The sequence below is a fragment of the Micromonospora rhizosphaerae genome (assembly GCF_900091465.1).
Lineage (GTDB): Bacteria > Actinomycetota > Actinomycetes > Mycobacteriales > Micromonosporaceae > Micromonospora > Micromonospora rhizosphaerae.
In genome coordinates, this window is sequence record NZ_FMHV01000002.1 from 4,959,817 (window position 1) to 4,981,611 (window position 21,795).

At 72.6% G+C, this 21,795-nt stretch carries 23 protein-coding genes and 1 riboswitch; of the genes, 6 read left to right on the forward strand and 17 right to left on the reverse strand.

The window, feature by feature from the left end; genetic code table 11:
- Window positions 1–139 precede the first annotated feature (139 nt).
- From GA0070624_RS23335 to pdhA, 4 genes are all read right to left on the reverse strand, one after another.
- A complete protein-coding gene (locus GA0070624_RS23335; RefSeq protein ID WP_091344604.1) occupies window positions 140–1,819 on the reverse strand; it encodes a right-handed parallel beta-helix repeat-containing protein in 1,680 nt (559 codons plus the stop codon).
- 102 nt (window positions 1,820–1,921) lie between these two features.
- Entirely contained in the window at window positions 1,922–3,346 is a 1,425-nt protein-coding gene (locus tag GA0070624_RS23340; RefSeq protein ID WP_091344607.1) for a dihydrolipoamide acetyltransferase family protein, read from the reverse strand.
- On the reverse strand, window positions 3,331–4,335 hold the full coding sequence (locus GA0070624_RS23345; RefSeq protein WP_091344610.1) for an alpha-ketoacid dehydrogenase subunit beta: 1,005 nt from the start codon (window positions 4,333–4,335) through the stop codon (window positions 3,331–3,333). The genes GA0070624_RS23340 and GA0070624_RS23345 overlap by 16 nt, the downstream gene beginning before the upstream one ends.
- Entirely contained in the window at window positions 4,335–5,537 is a 1,203-nt protein-coding gene (pdhA, locus tag GA0070624_RS23350; RefSeq protein ID WP_176732043.1) for a pyruvate dehydrogenase (acetyl-transferring) E1 component subunit alpha, read from the reverse strand. The genes GA0070624_RS23345 and pdhA overlap by 1 nt, the downstream gene beginning before the upstream one ends.
- A 72-nt stretch (window positions 5,538–5,609) precedes the next feature.
- Here pdhA and GA0070624_RS23355 point away from each other — a divergent pair, with 72 nt between their 5' ends.
- Window positions 5,610–6,119: an Lrp/AsnC family transcriptional regulator gene (locus tag GA0070624_RS23355; protein WP_091344614.1), complete on the forward strand. Its 510-nt coding sequence runs from the start codon at window positions 5,610–5,612 to the stop codon at window positions 6,117–6,119.
- A gap of 31 nt (window positions 6,120–6,150) precedes the next feature.
- Here GA0070624_RS23355 and GA0070624_RS23360 read toward each other — a convergent pair whose 3' ends face one another.
- The 3 genes from GA0070624_RS23360 to GA0070624_RS23370 form a co-directional block, all read right to left on the reverse strand.
- On the reverse strand, window positions 6,151–7,134 hold the full coding sequence (locus tag GA0070624_RS23360) for a DNA polymerase domain-containing protein (RefSeq protein WP_091344616.1): 984 nt from the start codon (window positions 7,132–7,134) through the stop codon (window positions 6,151–6,153).
- A gap of 28 nt (window positions 7,135–7,162) precedes the next feature.
- Complete coding sequence (locus GA0070624_RS23365) at window positions 7,163–7,489, reverse strand: hypothetical protein (RefSeq protein ID WP_091344618.1); 327 nt, start codon at window positions 7,487–7,489, stop codon at window positions 7,163–7,165.
- 173 nt (window positions 7,490–7,662) lie between these two features.
- On the reverse strand, window positions 7,663–7,893 hold the full coding sequence (locus GA0070624_RS23370) for a hypothetical protein (protein WP_091349605.1): 231 nt from the start codon (window positions 7,891–7,893) through the stop codon (window positions 7,663–7,665).
- A gap of 146 nt (window positions 7,894–8,039) precedes the next feature.
- Here GA0070624_RS23370 and GA0070624_RS23375 point away from each other — a divergent pair, with 146 nt between their 5' ends.
- The 3 genes from GA0070624_RS23375 (at window position 8,040) to GA0070624_RS23385 (ending at window position 11,063) form a co-directional block, all read left to right on the forward strand.
- On the forward strand, window positions 8,040–8,771 hold the full coding sequence (locus GA0070624_RS23375; RefSeq protein WP_091344620.1) for a histidine phosphatase family protein: 732 nt from the start codon (window positions 8,040–8,042) through the stop codon (window positions 8,769–8,771).
- A gap of 149 nt (window positions 8,772–8,920) precedes the next feature.
- Window positions 8,921–9,421 carry a hemerythrin domain-containing protein gene (locus GA0070624_RS23380; RefSeq protein ID WP_091344622.1) on the forward strand — a complete coding sequence of 167 codons (501 nt, stop codon included), beginning with the start codon at window positions 8,921–8,923 and terminating at the stop codon, window positions 9,419–9,421.
- Between the two features lie 97 nt (window positions 9,422–9,518).
- Window positions 9,519–9,608: riboswitch (ZMP/ZTP riboswitch) on the forward strand.
- Window positions 9,609–9,626: 18 nt separating this feature from the next.
- Window positions 9,627–11,063: a glycine hydroxymethyltransferase gene (locus tag GA0070624_RS23385; protein WP_091344625.1), complete on the forward strand. Its 1,437-nt coding sequence runs from the start codon at window positions 9,627–9,629 to the stop codon at window positions 11,061–11,063.
- Window positions 11,064–11,246: 183 nt separating this feature from the next.
- On the opposite strand, the gene GA0070624_RS23390 is transcribed toward GA0070624_RS23385, so the two are convergent.
- From GA0070624_RS23390 to GA0070624_RS23415, 6 genes are all read right to left on the reverse strand, one after another.
- Window positions 11,247–12,896 (reverse strand): ribulokinase, encoded by a 1,650-nt coding sequence (locus tag GA0070624_RS23390; protein ID WP_091344627.1) that lies wholly within the window; start codon window positions 12,894–12,896, stop codon window positions 11,247–11,249.
- A gap of 59 nt (window positions 12,897–12,955) precedes the next feature.
- Window positions 12,956–13,207, reverse strand: coding sequence for a hypothetical protein (locus GA0070624_RS23395; RefSeq protein WP_091344629.1), 252 nt, complete (start codon window positions 13,205–13,207; stop codon window positions 12,956–12,958).
- A gap of 53 nt (window positions 13,208–13,260) precedes the next feature.
- On the reverse strand, window positions 13,261–14,202 hold the full coding sequence (locus tag GA0070624_RS23400; protein ID WP_091344631.1) for a carbohydrate kinase family protein: 942 nt from the start codon (window positions 14,200–14,202) through the stop codon (window positions 13,261–13,263).
- Window positions 14,203–14,255: 53 nt separating this feature from the next.
- Complete coding sequence (locus tag GA0070624_RS23405) at window positions 14,256–15,098, reverse strand: ATP-binding cassette domain-containing protein (RefSeq protein ID WP_091344634.1); 843 nt, start codon at window positions 15,096–15,098, stop codon at window positions 14,256–14,258.
- Window positions 15,095–16,123, reverse strand: a complete 1,029-nt coding sequence (locus GA0070624_RS23410) for an ABC transporter permease (protein WP_091344636.1) — start codon at window positions 16,121–16,123, stop codon at window positions 15,095–15,097. The genes GA0070624_RS23405 and GA0070624_RS23410 overlap by 4 nt, the downstream gene beginning before the upstream one ends.
- A 98-nt stretch (window positions 16,124–16,221) precedes the next feature.
- The gene (locus GA0070624_RS23415) at window positions 16,222–17,307 is read right to left on the reverse strand and encodes a substrate-binding domain-containing protein (protein ID WP_091344638.1); all 1,086 of its coding nucleotides are present in this window, start codon (window positions 17,305–17,307) and stop codon (window positions 16,222–16,224) included.
- 261 nt (window positions 17,308–17,568) lie between these two features.
- Here GA0070624_RS23415 and GA0070624_RS23420 point away from each other — a divergent pair, with 261 nt between their 5' ends.
- On the forward strand, window positions 17,569–18,618 hold the full coding sequence (locus tag GA0070624_RS23420) for a LacI family DNA-binding transcriptional regulator (protein WP_091344640.1): 1,050 nt from the start codon (window positions 17,569–17,571) through the stop codon (window positions 18,616–18,618).
- A 52-nt stretch (window positions 18,619–18,670) separates the two neighbouring features.
- On the opposite strand, the gene GA0070624_RS23425 is transcribed toward GA0070624_RS23420, so the two are convergent.
- The 4 genes from GA0070624_RS23425 to GA0070624_RS23440 form a co-directional block, all read right to left on the reverse strand.
- Complete coding sequence (locus GA0070624_RS23425; protein ID WP_091349609.1) at window positions 18,671–19,789, reverse strand: alpha-hydroxy acid oxidase; 1,119 nt, start codon at window positions 19,787–19,789, stop codon at window positions 18,671–18,673.
- 4 nt (window positions 19,790–19,793) lie between these two features.
- On the reverse strand, window positions 19,794–20,384 hold the full coding sequence (locus tag GA0070624_RS23430; RefSeq protein WP_091344643.1) for a dihydrofolate reductase family protein: 591 nt from the start codon (window positions 20,382–20,384) through the stop codon (window positions 19,794–19,796).
- Window positions 20,385–20,614: 230 nt separating this feature from the next.
- The gene (locus tag GA0070624_RS23435) at window positions 20,615–20,926 is read right to left on the reverse strand and encodes a nucleoside triphosphate pyrophosphohydrolase family protein (RefSeq protein ID WP_176731833.1); all 312 of its coding nucleotides are present in this window, start codon (window positions 20,924–20,926) and stop codon (window positions 20,615–20,617) included.
- A 110-nt stretch (window positions 20,927–21,036) separates the two neighbouring features.
- Entirely contained in the window at window positions 21,037–21,303 is a 267-nt protein-coding gene (locus GA0070624_RS23440) for a hypothetical protein (RefSeq protein ID WP_141715141.1), read from the reverse strand.
- A gap of 73 nt (window positions 21,304–21,376) precedes the next feature.
- On the opposite strand from GA0070624_RS23440, the gene GA0070624_RS23445 reads away from it, so the two are divergent.
- Complete coding sequence (locus GA0070624_RS23445) at window positions 21,377–21,778, forward strand: MmcQ/YjbR family DNA-binding protein (protein WP_091349616.1); 402 nt, start codon at window positions 21,377–21,379, stop codon at window positions 21,776–21,778.
- Window positions 21,779–21,795: the final 17 nt, after the last annotated feature.

Below are 21,795 nucleotides of genomic sequence, written 5' to 3' on the forward strand. Positions count from 1 at the left end.
GAATTGGTCGGGCGAAACGACATCGGTTTCGGCCTCCGCGTACTGGAATGGGAATTGCGGCATCCGACGGGCCCGGCGTCACAATGTGGCCGAACTGCGCCCGAGCGGACCGGGACGACCGATTCGACCCAGCCGACGCTCAGGTCCAGTCATCGTCACCGTGGTTGCGTTCCCACCGGCCGCCGATGAGCGGGGTGTCCAGCCGGGTGGGGCCCTCCATGTTGCCCGCGAGGTCGTTGTCCTCGATTCGACAGTCGACGCAGCTGCCCTGTTCGGTGATCCAGAGCCCGTGGGTCTGGGCGCGGGGCTCCCTGCCGTCCCAGATCCGGTTGCCCCGGATGGTGGCCGCGTCGAGCGGCGCGTTGACGCTGATGCCGGCCCGAATGTCGGGCGCGGCCGGCAGCTCGTACCGGGAGCCCGGGGCGGGAATGGCCCCGCTCCAGCCGGTGAACGAGTCGGGCCGGATCGGTGCGAGGGTCAGCTCGGTGTCGTTGTTCGCCGCCACCACCGCGATGTCGTCACCCACCTTGACCACCTTGCCCCGGTGTTCGTCGTGCTGCCAGGTCGCGCGACGGTCGACCACCAGCTTCTCGCTGTACCGCACCGAGTCGCCGCCCCCGGAGACGGCCGAGCCACACTGCCGGCCGTTGCCCCGGATCCGGTTGTTGACCACCATCGCGTCGTGGATCGGCCGGTCGATCCGGATCGCGTCGACGCTGTTGCCGTAGAAGTCGTTGCTCTCGATGACGATCTCCCGCGCGGTCTCCTGTTCCTCCCCGCCCAGGCTGCGCTGGTGGTAGCCGTATCGGCCGTTGCCGCTGATCCGGTTGCCCCGGATGGTGTACGGGCCTGGGGTGTTGCCAATGCTGACCCCGTCGCGCAGGTTGCCGTCGATCACACAGTCGGCGAGGATGCCGCCGCGTCCGGCCGTGCCGGAGGTGCCCTTCGCCGAGACGTGGAAGCCCGCCTCCAGGTTGCCGGTCATCGTGCAGGCAGAGACGATCAGGCCGTTGGCGCCCCAGTCCGAGATGCCGAAGCGGTTGCCCTGGGCGTGGCAGCCGATGATCCGGATGCCGCGCGGCCGCAGTTCGCCGGCCTTCTGCAGTTCGAGGAAAATACCGTTGGTGGCGTTGGCGATCGCCGTGCAGTTGATCACGTTGAACCTCTCGACGCTGCCCCACCCGCCGATCCCGATGCCGATCCCGGCGCCGCCCAGCTCGGTGCCGTTGTCCAGCCGGCCGCAGCCGACCACCAGCACCCCGTCGATCAGGGTGTCCTGGAGGAAGTCGCACCCCAGCCCGGTGGCGGCGGTGTGGTGGATGTAGAGGTTGCGGAAGACGCCCCGGACCAGATACTGCAGGCCCAGTCCCTTGGCCAGCGGGTTGTACTCGGCGGACGAAACTCCCGAGCCGTCGATCTCGAAGTCGGCGAAGGTGCAGTACTTCAGGTGCCGTTCCCGGTCGGCGCCGTGGTGCTTGGCCGTGTGGAAGGCCAGCGGGGCCGGATCGGCCCGGTTGCCGGCGTTGCTGAGCACGAACCGGGTGGCGCCGGGACCGGCGCCGAGCAGGGAGACCCCGCTCCGCCACACCGTGCCTGCATCCCGCATCGAATAGACCCCGGGCGGGCAGTAGATCACCCGGGCCCGCCCGTCCGCGGCGTACGCGTCACCGAGCCGGTCCACGAGCGCGGCGAACGCGGGCTGGTCGTTGGTCGTCCCGTCGCCCACGAGGCCGTGCTCGCGCGCATTGCAGAGCAGTGGAGCACCGGCGACCGGGTGCGGCCGCACGCCGCCGGCGGCGGGCATGTGCCGGTACTCCATCTGGTTCCTCCCCTCCGTGACCGGGGCTGGCATTCCCGGTGCATCGAGTGAGAAACGGCGATGAAACGGCCCCGGCCCCGAGCGGGGCCGGGGCCGGGCGGGTCAGACGTTCGCGACCAGCAGCGCCGGCTGCTCGACGCAGTCGGCGACGTGCCGCAGGAAGCCGCCCGCCACGCCGCCGTCGCAGACCCGGTGGTCGAAGGTCAGGCTGAGCTGGGTCACCTTGCGGACCGCGAGCTGACCGTCGACCACCCAGGGCTTGTCCACGATCCGCCCCACCCCGAGCAGCGCCGCCTCGGGGTGGTTGATGATCGGGGTGGAACCGTCCACACCGAACACGCCGTAGTTGTTCAGGGTGAAGGTGCCGCCGGTGAGCCGCGCCGGGGGCAGGGTGCCGGCCCGCGCCGCGGCCGTCGTGGCGGCCAGCTCGGCGGCCAGCTCCCGGGTGGTCAGCCGCTGCGCGTCGCGCAGCACCGGGACCAGCAGGCCGCGGTCGGTCTGCGCGGCGATGCCCAGGTGCACCCCGGCGGACTGGACGATCCGCTGCCCCTCGGTGTCGACGTGCGCGTTGAGCTGCGGGTACTTCCGCAGCCCGCTGAGGCAGATCCGCGCCAGCAGGGCCAGGATGCTGACCGGGGCGTCCGGGGTCGCCGCGTTGATCGCGGCCCGGGTCTCCAGCAGCGCGGTGGCATCCACGTCGACCCAGATGGTCACCTCGGGGATCTCCCGCCGGCTGCGGGAGAGCTTGTCGGCGATCGCCTTGCGGATGCCGGTGAGCGGGATGACCACGTCACCGTCGCCGGCGGGCGCGAGCCCGACGTGCGCTTCGGGCGCGTCCGGCACGGCGGCGAGTCGGGCGGCGGGCGCGGCGGCGTCGGCGAGGGCGGCCTCCACGTCGGCCCGGCGGATGACGCCGCCGAGGCCGGTGCCCCGCACCGAGGCGAGGTCCACGCCGCGTTCCTTCGCCAGCCGCCGGACGATCGGCGAGATGACCAGGGCCGGGGACGAGCCGGGCGACGCGGTCACGCCGGTCCCGGCCGGCGCGGCGTCGGCCGGGCCGGTCGGGTCGGTCTGCGCCACCGCGCCGGTTCCGACGGCGGCCGGCGGCTCGCCGGCCACCGCCAGCCGCGGCCGGCGCCGCCGCCGGCCGGAGCCGCCGTGCCCGGTGCCGTAGCCGATCAGCACGTTGCCCGAGCCGGCCCGCTCCTCCTCGCGGTAGGTGGCGTGCCCGGCGGGCTCGTCGCCCGCCCCGCCGTCACCGTCGAGCGGCGCGATGGTGATCAGGGGCTGGCCGACCGGCCGTATCTCACCCGCCGCGCCGTGCAGCGCGACGACCCGACCGGCGTACGGGCAGGGCACGTCGACGACCGCCTTGGCGGTCTCCACCTCGACCACGGTCTGGTCCACCGTGACGATGTCGCCCACGGCGACCCGCCACTCGACGATCTCCGCCTCGCTCAGCCCCTCGCCGAGGTCGGGCAGGAGGAAGACCTGGGTGCGCTCGACGGTGGTCATGCCGCCACCCACCGCGGGTCGGGCTGGTCGTCCCACTGCAGTCGGGCGACGGCGTCCAGCACCCGGTCCACCGACGGCAGGTGGGTGTGCTCCAGCATCGGCGCCGGGTACGGGATGTCCAGGCCGGACACCCGCAGCACCGGGGCATGCAGGGCGTGGAAGCAGCGCTCCTGGACCCGGGCGGCGATCTCCGCGCCGACCCCGGCGAAGCCCTGCGCCTCCTGGATCACCACGCACCGGCCGGTCCTGCCCACCGACGCGGTGATCGTCGCGTCGTCGAACGGCACGATGGTGCGTACGTCCACCACCTCGAGGTCCCAGCCCTCCTCGCGGGCGGCCTCGGCGGCCTCCAGCGCGACCGGCACCGCCGGGCCGTACGCGACCAGGGTGGCGTCGCGACCGGGCCGCCGCACCACGGCCTTGCCGAACGGCGCGGTGGTCGCGGGCAACGCGGCCTCGGCGCTGGAGAAGTAGAGCTTCTTCGGCTCCATGAAGACGACCGGGTCCGGATCGGCGATCGCCTCGCGCAGCAGCGAGTACGCGTCCTCGACGGTGGCCGGGGTGACCACCTTCAGACCCGGGGTGTGCGCGTAGTACGCCTCGCTGGAATCGCAGTGGTGCTCCACGCCGCCGATACCGCCGGCGTACGGCACCCGGATGACGATCGGCACGCTCAGCGCGCCCCGGGTGCGGTTGCGCAGCTTCGCCACGTGCGAGACGATCTGCTCGAACGCCGGGTACGCGAACGCGTCGAACTGCATCTCGACCACCGGGCGCAGCCCGGACATGGCCATGCCGACCGCGAAGCCGACGATGCCGGCCTCGGCGAGCGGGGTGTCGAAGCAGCGCTTGTCGCCGAACCGGGCCTGCAGCCCGTCGGTGATCCGGAAGACGCCGCCGAGCTGCCCGACGTCCTCACCGAAGACGACCACCCGCTCGTCTTCCAGCAGCGCGTCGGCGAGCGCGGCGTTGAGCGCCTTCGCCATGGTCATGGTGGCCATCAGCGCTCACCCTCCTCGTCGGCGTCGGCCAGCTCCGCGCGGACCTGCTCGCGCTGCTCGACCAGCTGCGGGGTCGGCTGCGCGTAGACGTGGTCGAAGAGGCTGAGCGGGTCGACCGTGGGCTTCGCGTTCATCCGGTCCCGCAGCTCGGCGGCGTACGCCTCGGCCTCGTCGGCGATCGCCGCGACGGCCGCGTCGTCCAGCACCCCGCGCGCCCGCAGGTACGTCTCCAGCCGGGCGATGGGGTCCCGGTCGCGCCAGGCCTCGACCTCGGCGCCGTCCCGGTAGCGGGTGGCGTCGTCGGCGTTGGTGTGCGGCTCCATCCGGTAGGTGTGCGCCTCGACCAGGAACGGCCCGTGGCCCGCGCGGGCGTGCTCCACCGCGCGGGTGAGCACCGCGAGCACGGCCACCGGGTCGTTGCCGTCGACCTGCTCGCTCGGCACGCCGTAGCCGACGCCCTTGTACGCCAGGCTCGGCGCGGCGGTCTGCCGGGAAAGCGGGACGCTGATCGCGTACTTGTTGTTCTGCACGAAGTAGACCACCGGGGCCTTGAAGACGGCGGCGAAGTTGACCCCCTCGTGGAAGTCGCCCTCGCTGGTGGCGCCGTCGCCGATGAAGGCCAGCGCGACGGTGTCCCGCCCCTGGTACGCCTCGCCATGGGCCAGGCCGGCGGCGTGCACGCACTGCGTGGCCAGCGGGGTGCACTGCGGCGCGGTGTGCCGCTCGGCCGGGTCATAGCCGCAGTGCCAGTCGCCGCGCAGCAGGGTGAGCACCTCGACCGGGTCGATGCCCCGCGAGGTCAGCGCCATCGACTCGCGGTAGGTCGGGAACACCCAGTCGGTGTCCCGGACGGCGAGCACCGCCCCGACCTGGCAGGCCTCCTGGCCGCGGGAGGACGGGTAGACGGCGAGCCGACCCTGCTTGGTCAGCGCGGTGGCCTGGATGTCGAAGCGGCGGCCGACCACCATCCGGCGGTACATCTCGCGCAGCGCCTCGACGGGCGGCTCCGGGTAGTCGTCGCGGGGCGGCAGCGGGGTGCCGTCCGGGTCGAGCAGTCGGACCGGCTCGGTCTGCGGCAGCAGGCCGGCCGACGGATCGGGCGCGGCCGGGGTGGCCGGCCGGCGGGTGCGCGGGGATGCCCTGCGGACCGCCTGGGGTGTGGTCGTCACGGCGAGGACCTCCTGGACGTGTGGTGGCCCTATGCTCCTGCTGTCGGATGATTGACTCAAGATTCCCGACGAACGTGGGACGAATGGCACGGCGAGGAGGAGTCCATGAGCCAGGAGACCACCCCGATACCGGGCGTGGCGGGCGGGACGGGACGTTCGGCCACCGGCCCCTTGGACGAGGTGGACCGGCGGATCCTCGACGAGCTGGTCCGCGACGCGCGCATCTCCATCCGTACGCTGGCCGAACGCGTGCACGTCTCCCGCACCAACGCGTACGCGCGAGTGGAGCGGCTGCTGCGGGACGGGGTGATCAGCGGGTTCCGGGCCCAGGTCGCGCCGGAGCCGGCCGGGCTCGGCACCTCCGCGTACATCTCGCTGACCATCGAGCAGAACACCTGGCGGGAGGTGTCGGCGGAGCTGGCCCAGGTGCGCTACATCGAGCACGTCGCGCTGCTCAGCGGCGAGCACGACGTGCTCGCCCTGGTCCGAGCGCCGGACAACGCCACGCTGCGGGACGTGGTGCTCAACCGGGTGCAGAGCATCGCCGGGGTGCTGTCGACACGCACCTGGCTGGTCTTCGAGGAGTTCGACGGGGCGCAGAGCCCCTGGCAGTGAGCCTGGGCCGACGGCCGGCCGACCCCGGGGGTCAGCGTTCCGGCGGGGCCGCCAGCCCCTCCCGGTCGGCCAGCTCCAGCAGCGGTTCCAGGGAGAAGCGGCGCTCGTCCAGGCCCGCGTGCGGGTCGCCGCGCTCGGCGAACCGCCCCGGCAGGGAGACCAGGTCGAAGTCCTCCGGCCGCGCGTCGTCCAGCTCCGACCAGTCCAGCGGCGCGGAGACCAGCGCCTGCGGGGTGGGCCGGATCGAGTAGGCCGAGGTCACGGTGTGGTCCCGGGCCATCTGGTTGTAGTCCACGAAGACCGGCCGGTCCCGCTGCTCCCGCCACCAGGTGGTGGTGACCAGCTCCGGCAGCCGGCGCTGCATCTCGAGGCCCAGCGCCAGCACCGCCCGCCGGCACTCGCCGAAGCTCCACCGGGGCTCGATCGACAGGTAGACGTGCAGGCCCCGGCCGCCGGTGGTCTTCGGATAGCCGACCAGCCCCAGCTCGTCGAGGAACGCCCGTACCTCGTGGGCCACCGGCACCACCTGGGCGAAGTCGACCCCCGGCATCGGGTCGAGGTCGATCCGGAGCTGGTCCGGGTGCTCCACGTCGGCCGCCGAGACCGGCCACGGGTGGAAGCGCAGCGTGCCGAGGTTGGCCGCCCAGATCACCACCGCCAGCTCGCTGGGCGCGACCTCGTCGGCGGTCCGCCCGCTCGGGAAGGTGATGTGCGCGGTCCGCACCCAGTCGGGCGCGCCGGCCGGGAGGCGCTTCTGGTAGAAGGCGTCCCCGCGGTTGTCCTGCCGGGTGGCGATCTTCGCGCCCTCGAAGACGCCGCGCGGCCAGCGCTCCAGCATCGTCGGGCGGTCCCGCAGGGCGCGCAGGATGCCGTCGCCGACGGAGATGAAGTAGCGGACCACGTCCAGCTTGGTCAGTCCGCGCTCCGGAAAGTACGGCTTGTCAGGGCTGGAGACCCGGACCACCCGCTCCCCTACCTTGATCTCCTCGGCCGCCGTCGTCGCCACGCCTCCCACCGTACGACGCCGTGGGCCAGCCGTGTCGTCAGCTGACGAGCAGGATGCCGATGGCGATCAGCGGCACCGCGACGAAGAGGAAGATGCCGACGCCGGTGAGCACGCGCCCGCCGCCGGCTCCCTCCCGCTCCGGTGCGAGCCCGAACACCGAGCGCGCGGGCATCGTCTCGATACGGCTCAGGGTCAGATCACCGGTCATCCCGAGCAGCGCGCCGACCACCATGCACCCGACGCCGAGCCGGTGGGTGAAGTCCCCGCCGCTGACCGCGACCCAGATCCCCACCCCGACCGCGATCAGCACCACCGCGATGCTGAAGAGCACGAGGGCTTCCCGCAGACCCTTGACGACCGTCATCGGAGCTCCATCCCGTCGTGTCGGAGCAGACATTCTCCTCCGTCGACGGGTCCGGCCGCTGTCCCGTGCCGGGCAGCGGTCAGTCGGGCCGGCGACAGTCCGGTGGGCGGTGTCGCGGTTGCCGGGACCGGGCGCGACGAGGAATGTCCGTCCGGCCCCGGCGGCGCCGGTGCTCAGCGTCCTTCCTGCTGCATCCGCGTCATGAGCATCTGCTTGCCCTGGTCACCCGCCTTGCGGTTGTTCTCCTGGATCTTGCGGAACCAGTTGGCGAGCTCGGTGTCGCCCCGCTCCTCCGCGTCGGAGATGTACGTGTCCATCCGGTAGATGTTCTCCAGCGACATCTGCAGGGTGTGGAGCAGGTCGTAGTTCTTGTCCCGCACCGGGCTCATCTGTTCCTTGGTCATGGTCGCCACGGCGTACCTCCCCATGTCTCGACTTCCGGTGGCGCCAGCGCTTACCCGGCTTCGGCCGGTTCACGCCCCCGGCCCACCCGGGGCCCCGCCGCCGACCGCCACGGTTACCCCGCACCGGCCGGGGTACCGGTTGCCGCATGGCGGAACTGGCAGCGCTCTGGATCGTGCGGCACGGCGAGAGCACGGCGAACGTCGTGGCGAGCCAGGCGGAGGCGTCCGGTGCGGAGCTGATCGATCTGAACCACCGGGACGCGGACGTTCCGCTGTCGGCGACCGGGGAGGAGCAGGCCCGGGCCACCGGCCGCTGGCTCGCCGGTCTGCCCGAGGCGCGACGCCCGGACGTGGCGGTGGTGTCGCCGTACGTGCGGGCGGCGCAGACCGCCGAGCTGGCCCTGGCCGGAAGCGGCATCCCGGTCAGCCGGGACGAGCGGCTGCGCGACCGCGAGTTGGGCATCCTCGACGGGCTGACCGAGCACGGGGTGCGGCAACGGTTCCCGGCGGAGGCGGAGCGCCGGGCCCGGCTGGGCAAGTTCTACCACCGGCCGCCGGGCGGGGAGTCCTGGACGGACGTGGCGCTGCGGCTGCGCGCGCTCCTCGGCGACCTGCGCCGTGACCACGAGGGCGGGCGGGTGCTGCTCTTCGGCCACGACGCCCTGGTCTTCACGCTCCGATACCTGGTGGAGGGGCTCACCGAGGCCGAGCTGATGGCAATGGCCGAAGCGCACCGGATCGCCAACTGCTCGGTCACCGGCTGGTCTGCCGACGGCGAGGGGCGGCTGACGCTGGACGTGTTCAACGACGTCGCCCACCTGCGTCGGCGGGGCGCGCGGCGGACCCGGGAGGACGAGGTCCATGCCGAACCGGTCTGAGGCCCCGGTGATCACGCGCTGCTCCGGGCCGCTGCCGGCCGGCGGCAAGAGGCGAGTGGGGCCCGGCGGACATCGCCGGGCCCCATCCGTTTTTGCAGCTTGCACCGGGGGTAGTGGGAGCACACCCGCCCAGACCCAAGGAGGTACCGGTGTCCACCGACGCCATCGTGCTGCTCAAGGACGACCACAAGGAGATCCGCCGCCTGTTCAAGGCCTTCCAGGACGCCGAGGAGGGGCCGGCGAGCGAGCGCCAGAAGCTGGTCAAGCAGATCCTCGAGGCGCTGACGGTGCACACGTACCTTGAGAACGAGGTCATGTATCCCGAGGTCCGCAAGCTCGTGCCGGACGTCGAGGACGACATCCTGGAGTCGTACGAGGAGCACCACGTCGCGGACGTGCTCTGCTTCGAGCTCTTCACCATGAACCCGGACGACGAGCGGTACAACGCCAAGACGACCGTGTTGATCGAGAGCGTGCTGCACCACGTCCAGGAGGAGGAGGAAGAGTGGTTCCCGAAGGTGCGCGAGGCGCTCGGGCGTAGCCAGCTGCAGGAGATCGGCGAGCGCATGATCGAACTGCGGAAGAAGGCGCCGAAGACCCCGGCCGCGCCGAAGGCGCTCAAGAAGTCGCTGGACGCGGTGACGGCCTGACCTGGGGAGCCGTGGCGCGGGACCCGGCGGGCCCGGGTCCCGTCGTCCTGTCCGGGGTCGGCCGCGCCGTTCGTGTGGACCCGGACCCGGTAGGATCGGCGCGGGCCGTGACTGGCGCGTGGGGATGGAGCACCATCGGGGAGCGGTCCCGTCGCAAGGACGCACGCCGAGCGCCTGGGCCTTCCGCACGTCAGTAGGAGGTCACATGTCGCTGAACGCCGAATCCACCGCCTTCCGCAGCGCGCTGGAGGTGATCCGCGCAGTCGAGCCGCGGGTGGCCGACGCCATCCGGGCGGAGCTGGCCGACCAGCGCGAGTCGCTCAAGCTCATCGCCAGCGAGAACTACGCCTCCCCGGCCACCCTGCTGGCCATGGGCAACTGGTTCAGCGACAAGTACGCCGAGGGCACGATCGGCCGCCGCTTCTACGCCGGCTGCCAGAACGTCGACACCGTCGAGGCGCTCGCCGCCGAGCACGCCCGGGAGCTGTTCGGCGCCGCCCACGCGTACGTGCAGCCGCACTCCGGCATCGACGCCAACCTGGTCGCGTTCTGGGCCATCCTGGCCGACCGGGTCGAGTCCCCCGCGCTCAAGAAGGCCCAGGTACGCCAGGTCAACGACCTCACCGAGGCGGACTGGTTCGCGCTGCGTCGGGAGCTGGGCAACCAGCGGATGCTCGGCATGTCGCTGGACGCCGGCGGCCACCTCACCCACGGCTTCCGGCCGAACATCTCCGGCAAGATGTTCGACCAGCGCAGCTACGGCACCGACCCGGCCACCGGCCTCGTCGACTACGACAAGGTCGCCGAGGCGGCCCGCGAGTTCAAGCCGCTGATCCTGGTGGCCGGCTACTCGGCGTACCCCCGGAAGATCAACTTCCGGATCATGCGGGAGATCGCCGACTCCGTCGGGGCCACCTTCATGGTCGACATGGCGCACTTCGCCGGCCTGGTCGCGGGCAAGGTCTTCACGGGCGACTTCGACCCGGTGCCGCACGCGCACATCGTCACCACCACCACCCACAAGTCGCTGCGCGGCCCGCGTGGCGGCCTGGTGCTGTGCCAGCCGGAGCTGGCCGACCAGGTCGACCGGGGCTGCCCGATGGTGCTCGGCGGCCCGCTGCCGCACGTCATGGCCGCCAAAGCGGTCGCCCTCGCCGAGGCCCGCCGCCCCGACTTCCCCGACTACGCCCAGCGGATCGTCGACAACGCCCAGGCGCTCGCCGACGGGCTGCTGCGCCGGGGCGCCAAGCTCGTCACCGGCGGCACCGACAACCACCTGGTCCTGATCGACGTCTCCGGGTACGGCCTCACCGGCCGGCAGGCCGAGCAGGCGCTGCTCGACTCGGGCATCGTCACCAACCGCAACGCGGTCCCGCAGGACCCGAACGGCGCCTGGTACACCTCGGGCATCCGGATCGGCACCCCGGCGCTGACCACCCGCGGCCTGGGCGCGGCGCAAATGGACGAGACGGCCGAGCTGATCCACACCGTGCTCAGCCAGACCCGGTCGGGCGCCAACCCGGACGGCACCCCGTCGAAGGCGAAGTACGTGCTGGACGCGGCGGTCGCGGACCGGGTCAGCAAGCAGGCCAGCGACCTGCTCGCCGGCTTCCCCCTCTACCCCGCCGTCGACCTCGGCTGACCCCGAGCCGTCTCGCGCTACCCCGACGCCCCGCCCGGCCCACGCCGCGCGGGGCGTCGCCGTCTCCCGCGTCACCCGCACGCCTCCTCGCGGTGATCAAGAAGTTTGCGTCCTGGAGGCGCGGGTTTCCGCACCAAAACCTCTTGATCAACTGTGGTCGGGCGGGGCGGGCGGTGGGGGAGGTCAGCGGCGGAGGGCGCGGTTGCGGAGGGTGCGGAGGTGGTGGAGAACCTTCGTTCCTCCGCGGCCGAAGTGGTCGTGGAGGGCGCGGTACTCGGCGTACAGCTCGTCGTAGCTGGCGGCGCGGGCCGGGTCCGGGTGCCAGGTCTCGCGGTGGGCGGCACCCATCGCCTCCGACGCCGTCTCCACGTCCGGGTACGCCCCGGCGGCCACTGCGGCATGGATCGCCGCGCCAAGGGCGGCCGGGTGCTCGGTGTCCACCACGTGCAGTGGCCGGCGCAGCACGTCGGCGTAGCTGCGCAGCAGCAGCCGGCTGCGGGTGAGCCCGCCAGCGGCGGTCAGCTCGTCGACCGGCACCCCCGCCGCGGTGAACGCCTCGACGACCGTCCGCGCGCCGAACGCCGTCGCCTCCAGCAGCGCCCGCCAGATCTCCTCCGGCCGGGTGGCCAGGGTCAGCCCGACCAGCACCCCGCTCAGCTCGTGGTCCATCAGCACCGACCGGTTGCCGCTGTGCCAGTCCAGCGCGAGCAGCCCGTGTCCGCCGACCGGCTGCTCCGCCACGAGGGTGTCCAGCAGTTCGTACGGCGAGACACCGAGGCGCCGCGCCCGGTCGGCGTACGGCGCGGGGAGCGCCCGCTCGACGTACCACGCGAAGATGTCCCCCACGCCGCTCTGCCCCGCCTCGTAGCCCCAGCCGCCGGCGGTGACGCCGCCCTCGACGACACCGCAGACACCCGGCACCTCGTGACAGGTGTCCGAGTTCATGATCAGGCAGGTGGAGGTGCCGAGCACGGCGAGCATCCGCCCCGGCGCGACCGAGCGGGCGGCGGCCGCGGTGACGTGCGCGTCGATGGTGCCGACGGCCACCGCGACGCCCTCCGGGAGCCCGGTCCACCGGGCCGCCTCGGGGGTGAGCCCGCCGGCCCGGGCACCGAGCGGGGCGGGCGGCCCGTCGACCTTGGGCAGCAGGTCGGGCAGGCCCGGGTGCAGCGCGGCGAGGAACTTCGGGCTCGGGTAGCGGCCGTCCTGACGCAGCCCCTTGAACCCGGCGGCGGAGACGTTGCGGGTCTCCCGGCCGCAGAGCCGCCAGACCAGCCAGTCGGCGGTCTCGATCCAGCGCTCGGCGCGGCGAAAGACCTCCGGGTCCTCCTCCAGCACCTGCAGCGCCTTGGCGAGCTGCCACTCCGCGGAGACCCGGCCGCCGTAGCGGGCCAGCCACGGCTCGGCGCGCTCCCGGGCGAGGGCGTTGATCCGGTCGGCCTGCCGCTGCGCCGCGTGGTGCTTCCAGAGCTTCGGCCAGGCGTGCGGCCGGTCCCGCAGCTCGGGCAGCTCAGCGAGCGGAGTGCCGTCGGCGAGGCTGGGCAGCACCGTGCAGGAGGTCGCGTCGAGGCCGATGCCGATCACCTCGGCCGGGTCGATCCCGGCCGCGCGGACGGCGGCGGGGACGGCCACCCGCAGCACCTCACGGTGGTCGGCCGGGTCCTGCAGCGCCCAGTCCGGGGGCAGCGACGGCCCGTCCGGCAGCCGCTCGGTGATCGCCCCGTGCCGGTACGGGTGGACCGCGCTGCCGCGCTCGATGCCGTCGGCGACGTCGACCACGACCGCGCGGCCGGAGAGCGTGCCGAAGTCCACCCCGACGACGTACCGGCTCACTGCTCCTCCTCCCACCACCGCCCGGTTCGGCAGCGGTGGTGGGAGGTCACGGTAGTCGCTCAGCCGACCGGGCGCTTGAGGTGGTACCGGTGCACCTCGGTGCTGCCCTGGACGTTGTTCACGTCCTCGGCGGCGGAGACCAGCTCCCAGCCCTCCCGGCCGGCCCGGTTGAGGTGTGCGATCGCCGTGTCGCCGTACGCCGTGATGTCCCGCCGGGACCCGTCCGGGCCGTACCAGACGAACGAGACGGTGAAATTGCGGCCCTGTGCCTGATATCGGCGGACCAGCAGCGCGTACTCCCAGGCAACCATTCGTCCAGTATGGTGCGACACCGCAAGCTGGTCACCGCCGCACCTACCGGCGCTCAGGTTCCGGGCCGCGAACCGGCCAGGTCCGCCGCCAGCTCGGCCCGCGTCGGCGGATCGGCTCCCCGTCGGGCACAGGTCAGGGCGGCGACGTGGGCCGCCTCCGCGAGTACGGCGGCGACCGTGTCCCGGCCGACGGCGCCGAGGGCGGTCCGCCGCGCGGCGCCGAGCAGGTCCCGCTCACTCAGCGCGGCCAGCAGCCCGGCCGTGAACGCGTCACCGGCTCCGACGGTGTCCACCACCCGCACCGGTCGGGCGTCCACCTGCACCTCACCGCCTCGGCTGACCGCCCACGCCCCGCCGTCGCCGCGGGTGACCACCACGAGGACGGGGCCTCGCTCCAGCCACTCCCGCGCCACCCGCTGGTGCCCGCGTTCCGGGTGGAGCCAGGCCAGATCCTCCAGGCTGACCTTGACGAGGTCACTCGCCGCCACCAGCTCCTCGACCCGGTGCCGGGCCGTGCTCCGGTCGCCCATCAGGGACGGCCGGCAGTTCGGGTCGTAGCTGATCATCGTCGTCGCCCGCCGCTCCCGGACCAGCGCCAGCACGTCGTCGGCGCCCGGCTGCAGGACGGTGGCGAGCGAGCCGGTGTGCAGGCAGCGGCTGCCCGTCCCCACGCCGGTCCGGTCCGGAAAGGACCGCCAGGCGATGCTGAAGTCGTACCGGGCCTGCCCGTCCGCACCCACCCGGCTCCGGGCCACGCTGGTGCTGGGCAGGTCCGGCACCGACGCGGGATCCAGCCGTACGCCGCTGCCGGCCAGATGGTCCCGGAGCAGCCGCCCGTGTGCGTCGTCGCCGTGCTGGGTCAGCAGGGTGGTTGGCTGGCCGAGGCGGGCGAGCGCCACGGCGACGTTCGCCGGGCTGCCCCCGGGATGGGCGATCACCTCGCCCGACGGATCCTCGATCAGATCCACCAGGCTCTCGCCGACAACCGAGATCACAGTCTTCCCTTCCCGGCACCGCGCGGTGCCCCGACCAGCTCCACAGCCAGTTCTCAGCCCGCCGTCCGGCCCGGCGTCTCCTCGAGGGTGGTCGCGCCGGTCATGATGGCCACCACCTCCGGCATCGTGTGCGACGCCGGCGTAACCACGCCGGCGCAGCGGCCCAGCCGCTGGATGTGGATGCGGTCGGCGACCTCGAACACGTGCGGCATGTTGTGGCTGATCAGGATGACCGGGAGCCCCCGCTCGCGAACCTCCTCGATCATCCGGAGCACCTGGTTGGACTCCTTGACCCCGAGCGCCGCGGTGGGCTCGTCCAGCACGATCACCTTGCTGCCGAAGGCCGCGGCCCGGGCCACCGACACGGCCTGACGCTGGCCTCCGGACAGCGTCTCGACCGCCTGCGCCACGTTCTGCAGGGTGCCGATGCCGAGATCGGCGAGGGCCTGCGCGGCCTCCCGGCGCATGCCCTTCTGGTCGAGCATCCGGAACACCGAGCCGAGCGGGCCGCGCCGGCGCTTCTCCCGACCCAGGAAGAGGTTGCTCGCGATGTCCAACGCCGGCGCCACCGCCAACGTCTGGTAGACGGTCTCGATACCGGCGTCCCGGGCGTCCTGCGGCCGCTTGAACTGCGCCGGCTTCCCCTCCAGGAACAGTTCCCCGGTGTCGGGCGTCAGGGCACCGGTCAGGCACTTGATCAGTGTGGACTTCCCCGCGCCGTTGTCCCCGATGACGGCGAGCACCTCGCCCGGGTACAGGTCGAGATCCACCCCGTCGAGCCCGACGACCTTGCCGAACGTCTTGACCAGGCCCCGGGCCGACAGCACCGGCGAGCGCTGGTCGCTGTCCGCCGCGCCGGCCCGCCCGGCGGGAATGTGCGTGGTGGTGGCGGTCATGACCTCACCTTCCTGATCCACTGGTCCACGGCCACGGCGAGGATCACCAGCACGCCGACGGCGAGTACGCGGTACTGGTCGTCGACCCCGGCGAGGGAGAGGCCGCTGCGGAAGAAACCGACGATCAGCGCGCCGAGCAGGGTGCCGAGCACCGCCCCGCGGCCACCGAAGAGACTGGTGCCGCCGATGACCACGGCGGTGATGCTCTCCAGGTTGGCGTCGGTGATGGCGTTCGGGCTGGCCGCGCCGGCGCGTCCGATCAGGATCCAGGCGGTGATGCCGTAGATGGCGCCGGCGACGACGTACACGCTCAGGAGCACCCGGTCGACCCGGATGCCGGCGAGGCGGGCGGCCTCCTTGTCGTCACCCACCGCGTAGACGTGTCGACCCCAGGCGGTCTTGGCCAGGGCGAAGCCCACCACGAGGTAGAGGATGACGACCGCGACGACGCCGGCGGTGATCCGGAACCGGCCCACCGGGAAGGATTCGCCGGTCCAGCTGAGCACCGCCGGAAGGTCGGTGGCCTGGACGCTCTGTCCGCTCGAGTAGAGCAGCCCGATCGCGGTGAAGACGCTGAGCGTACCGAGGGTGACGATGAATGGCGGCAGCTTCAGCCGCGTCACCAGCGCCCCGTTGAGCGCTCCCGCGGCGGCGCCGACCGCGATGGCCAGGACGATGGCGAGGACGCCCGGCAGTCCCTGCTCCTCGGCCAGCTTGGCCGAGAGCATCATGGCCAGGATCACGATGGCGCCGACCGACAGGTCGATGCCCGCGGTCAGGATGATCAGTGTCTGCCCGACCGCGAGCGCTCCGATGACGGCCACCTGCTGCAGGACGAGCGACAGCGAGTTCGGCGAGGCGAAGCGCGGGTTGAGGGTGGCGAAGACGACGAACGATCCGACCAGCACGAGGAACGGGCTGATCGCGGGGTGCGCGTGCAGCAGATGCTGGAGGCGCTGCACTGGCGAGTGCCGGCGCAGGGCGAACTGCTGCGCTGCGGTGGTCGGTGGGGTCGTGGTGGTCACGGCGGGCTCCCTGCCGTTGTCGGCGGTGGCGGACGGACTGCCCGGTCGAGGGCGCGGAGCGGAGGATGCCCCGGCGCCCCGACCGTGGCGGCGGTGGCTCAGCCCCAGCAGCGCTGGGTGCCCTCGGTGCTGGTGATGCTCTCGACCCCGGTGGCGGTCTTGTCGGTGACCAGGGCGACGCCGGTGTCGAAGAAGTCGAGGCCGTCGGAGACCTTCGGCTTCTCCCCGTCGTTCGCGATCTTCTTGATCGCCTGCACGCCCAGCTCGGCCATCTTCAGCGGGTACTGCTGCGAGGTGGCGCCGATGACGCCGTCCTTGACCTGCCGTACGCCGTCGCAGCCACCGTCGACGGAGACGATCAGCACGCCCTGGGTCTTGCCCGCGGCCTGCAGCGCCTTGTGCGCGCCGACCGCGGCCGGCTCGTTGATGGTGTAGACCACGTTGATGTCGGGGTTCTTGGTGAGGCAGTTCTCCATCGCCGTCCGGCCGCCGTCCTCGGCGCCGTTGGTCGGTTCGTTGCAGGCGATCGTGTAGGTGCCGCCCGAGTAGCTGCCCGTCTTCGCCTCGTCGCCGTTCTTCTTCTTGTCGGCGGTGTCGATGCCCATGCCGGTCAGGAAGCCCTGGTCCCGGTTGTAGTCGACGGAGACGATCTTGTCGTTGAACAGGTCCAGCAGGGCGATGGTCGCGGGCTTGCCCGCGAGCTGCGCGGCCGTCCACTTGCCGATCAGCTCACCGGCCTTGAAGTTGTCGGTGGCGAACGTGATGTCCACGGTGTCCGCCGGGTCGGGCGGGGTGTCCAGCGCGATGACGTAGAGGCCGGCGTCCCGCGCCTTCTTGATCGCCGGGTTGACGCCGGGGCCGGTCGGGGTGATGAGGATTCCGTCGTCGCCGCGGGCGATCGCATTCTCGATCGCCTGCACCTGCCCGGCCTCGTCGCCGTCCTCCTTGCCGGCGGCCACGGTGAGCTTCACGCCCTCGGCCTCGGCGGCCTTCTTCGCGCCGTTCTGCATGGCGACGAAGAACGGGTTCGTGGAGTTCTTGGTGATCAGCGAGACGGCGATGCTCTTGCCACCGTCTCCGGAGCCGCCGCCCGAGCTGTCACCGCACCCGCTGACGACCATGCTGCTCACCGCCGTGGCGGCGATCAGTAAGGCGGCGCGGCGGCGGCCATTGCGCTGGATCATGTGTTCTCCCTGGGGGACTCCCCGGCGGGCCGGGGCGGGATTGACAACGATGTCAGCGCAGTCTCGGGCCCGCATCGGACAGATGTCAATGCCTTGACCGAAGGTTTCGCATAACCAGCTCGTAACTCGCCGGCAACTCTTGACATCGATGTCAGGGGCGCGCAGGATTCGCCCACGGTGGAGCCCTTCGGGCGGGGGCCACCGGCGTACAGGCGTGGCCCCCGATCCCGCACCTCACCACCCCGCCCGGTAGGAGCGCTCATGCATGCCGCCGTCTCCGCTACGTCGCCAAGCGGCAGGACCCGACCCACGCTCCGGGACGTCGCTCTGCTCGCGGGTGTGAGCCCGAAGACCGTCTCGCGGGTGGTCAACGGGGAGGCGGGGGTCTCCGCACCGAAGACCGCCGCGGTGCAGCGGGCGATCGCGCAACTGGACTACCGGCCGAACTTCACCGCGAGCAGCCTCCGGCGCGCCAACGGCCGGAGCGCGGCGATCGCGGCGGTCCTGGAGGATCTGGCCAACCCGTTCTCCGCGGTCCTGCACCGCGCGTTGGAGGACGCCGCCCGGGAGCGCGGCGTGCTGATCTTCGCGGGCAGCGTGGACGAGGATCCCGACCGCGAACGCGACCTGGTGCGCGCCTTCCGCGCCCGGCAGGCCGACGCCCTGGTCGTGGTGCCGGCCAGCGACGACCAGAGCTACCTCGGGCGCGAGGTCAACGACGGGACGCCGGTGGTGTTCGTGGACCGGCCGCCGGTCGGCCTGTCGGTCGACGCCGTGCTCGCGGACAACCACCACGGCGCCGCCATGGCCGTCCACCATCTCGTCGCGCACGGGCACCGCGACATCGCGTACCTGGGCGACCTGCGGACGATCACGACCGCCCGGCAGCGGTTCCAGGGCTTCAAGGAGGCGCTGAGCGACCACGGCATCCGGCCGGCCACCATCGTCCACGACCTGCACACCGAGCGGGACTCCGAGGCAGCGGTCCGCGGGCTGCTGCTCGCCGACCCCGCCCCCACCGCGCTTTTCACCTCGCAGAACATCGTCACCATCGGCGCCATCCGCGCCCTGCAGCAGCTCGGCCGCCAGCACGAGGTCGCCCTCGTCGGCTTCGACGACTTCCCGCTGGCGGACCTGTTGTCGCCGGCGGTCACGGTGATCGCGCAGGACCCGTCCGAGATGGGCCGAACCGCCGCCTCGCTCATCTTCCGGCGGCTCGACGGCGAACAGTGGCACCCCACCAGCCACCTGGTGGCGACCCGGCTGATCGTCCGCGGCTCGGGCGAGATCAGGGGGCCACACTCCCGCTGACCAGGGCCGCCCCGCACCGGCCAACGGCCGCTCGTCGGCGGGCGGCCAGCGGTCAGCCTCCGGTCAGGGTGCGCAGCTGTCGGGCCGCGGCCGGGTCGGCGCAGCCGGTCAGGGTGAGCGCGTCGCGCAGCTCGGCGGCGAGCAGCGCCAGCGCCGCCTCGGCACCGGCCCGCCCGCCGGCGGCCAGGGCCCAGAGCATCGGCCGGCCGACCAGCACGCCCCTCGCGCCGAGCGCCAGCGCGCGCAGCACGTCGACCCCGCCGCGTACGCCGCTGTCCAGCAGCACCTCGCACCGCTCCCCCACCGCGGCCACCACCTCGGGCAGTACGGTGACGGTGGCCGGCGCGCCGTCGAGCTGGCGTCCGCCGTGGTTGGAAACCACCACCGCGGCCGCCCCGGCCTCCGCCGCGCGCACCGCGTCGCGCGGGTCGAGGATCCCCTTGATCAGCAGCGGCAACGGCGTACGGCCGCGCAGCCACTCAAGGTCGGCCCAGCTCAGCGCGGGCGCGAAGACCGCGCCGGCGGACACGGCGGACACCCCTGGCGTGCCCTGGTGTGCCAGGTCGTTCCGCCCGCCCGGCAGGTTCGCGGCGGTGACGTGCGGCGGCAGCGCGAAGCCGTTGCGCACGTCGCGCAGCCGTCGGCCGAGGATGGGTACGTCGACGGTGACCATCAGCGCGGTGCAGCCGGCCGCGTGCACCCGGTCCAGCAGGTCGGCGACCATGCCCCGCTCGCGCAGCCAGTAGAGCTGAAACCAGACCTGGTCGCCGGCCGCGGCGATCTCCTCGATCGGGGTGCTGCTCAGCGTGCTGGCCACGTAGGGCACTCCGGCCGCTGCGGCCGCCGCGGCCAGCGCCGGCTCGCCGTCGGGGTGGACCAGCCGCTGGTACGCCATGGGCGCGACCGCCACCGGCATCGCCTGCGCCCGGCCGAGCAGCGGCGCATCGGTACGCGGACGGTCCACGCCGGTCAGCACCCGGGGCAGCACGGCGACCCGGTCCAGAGCGGCCCGGTTGGCGGTCAGCGTGGTCTCGGTGCCGCTGCCGCCGTTGATGAAGTCCCAGACCTCCGGCGGCAGCGCCGCCCGGGCCGGCCCGGCGAACTCCGCCAGGCTCGCCGGCCACGCGGCCACGTCCACGGCAACCGGTCCGGCCGGGGCGTCCGGCAGCATGGTGTCAGCCATCGGCCCGCCCGGCCTCTGCGCGCGCGGGCTCGTCGACGTATCGCAGCATCACCACACCGTTGCCGAACGCCCGGCTCTCCACAAGCCGTAGGTCGAGTCGGGTGTCGGACGGAAACAGCGGCTTGCCCCGCCCGATGACCACCGGGTGGAGGTAGATCCGGTATTCGTCGATCAGGTCCAGGCGGCGGAAGGTCGCGGCGAGGTCCGCGCCGCCGATCACCATGTCGCTGCCCGGCGCTGCCTTGAGGGCCAGCACCTGCTCGGGTACGACCTCCCGCACGATGGTGCTGTTCCAGTCGGCCCGCTCCAGGGTCCGGGAGTAGACGAGCTTCGGCATGTCCCGCCAGATCCCGGCGAACTCCCGCGTCGGCGCGCTGCTGCCCGGATCCTGATCGGCGGTCGGCCAGAACCCGGCCATCAGCTCGTAGGTCCGGCGGCCGTCCAGGAAGGCGCTCATCCGGGACAGCTCGTCGTTGAAGTGCTGGTGCAGCTCGTCGTCGACCTTTTGCCAGTCGAGTTCGTGGTTCGGTCCCTCGAAGAAGCCGTCGAGGGACACCGACATCCACACGATGATCTTGCGCATCGCAGTCCTCTCCCGTTGGCGTGGCAGGCGACCAGTCTGACAAGATCGCCGCGTGAACGGGGCTCAGGTGACCGCGCTGCTCGACGGGTCCACGCCGAGCTGACCGCACCGGACGGCCGGAAGGTCGACGTGCACCCGGTGGCGATCCGGCCGGACGGCAGGCGCGGTGGACCACCACGACATCGCCCTGCTCCGCGAGGCGGCCGGGCTCGGCTGATCTGGTGCGGGAATCACCCCAGGTGCCGCTCGATCCCGTCGGTCATCTTCCCGAACTCGGCGACCAGGTCGACGTCGTACCGGTCGGCGAGGACGAGGACGGACCAGAGGCAGTCTGCGAGCTCGTGGCCGCGCCGGTCGCGGGCGTCCGGGATCTCCCGCCGACCGTCGACCGCCAGCACCAGCTTGGCGAGGTCACCGACATCGCCCACGAACCCGAGCGCCAGCTCGCCCGTGCTCCACGGCCTACGACCCGCGTCGACGTGGTGCCGGTCGTACCGGTCGGCGATCTGCCGCGCCCGGGCCTGAAGCTCACCGATGTCCATGATCGGCAATCTACCGCCGCCCGGTCGGGCCGGCGCCGCCGCTGGCCGGGCCCATCGACGGATGGGCCCGGCCACCGCCGCAGCCGGCGCGGGGCCGCCGCGGCCCTCGATCAGTCGAGGTCCGTGCAGACGTTGTAGGCCGTGCCGTTCACCATCGTGAGGGTCTTGTAGAACGTCGGGGAGAACTCGACGACGAACTGCCCGTCGATGTTCGACAGGCCGCGCGGCAGGGTTCCGGCGTTCTCGCCGAAGCCGAACAACACGGGCCCGGTCACGTACCACGTCATCGAGCCGTCCGTGCCGTACTCGACCATCGCGCTGCCGCCCGCGTCCACGAGCGTGCTGGCCCCGGTCGCCGTGTTCGTCACCCTGGTCAAACAGGTCACCCTCGTACATCTCCCGGCGCGGCCAACCGTCCGGCTACTGCGCCGGTACCCGTATCGTCAGGCCATGGCCAACTGGGACGACGTACGACGGATCGCGCTCGCCCTGCCCGAGACCACCGAGGGCGGCTCCCATGACGGACTGCCCGCCTGGCGGGTCCGGGACAAGCCCTTCGCCTGGGAACGGCCGCTGCGCCGCGCCGACCTGGACGCCCTCGGCGATGCCGCGCCGGACGGCCCGATCCTCGGCGCGCGGGTGCCCGACGTGGGCGCCAAGGAGGCGCTGATCGCCGACGACCCCGACGTCTACTTCACCACCCCGCACTTCGACGGGTACCCGGCGGTGCTGGTCCGGCTGGACCGGATCGGTGTGGAGGAGCTGACCGAGCTGGTGACCGAGGCCTGGTACGCCCGGGCGCCGAAGCGCCTCGCGGCCCAGTTCCGAGCGGACACCGGCGCGACGGCTTGAGCCACGGCATGCGCGGC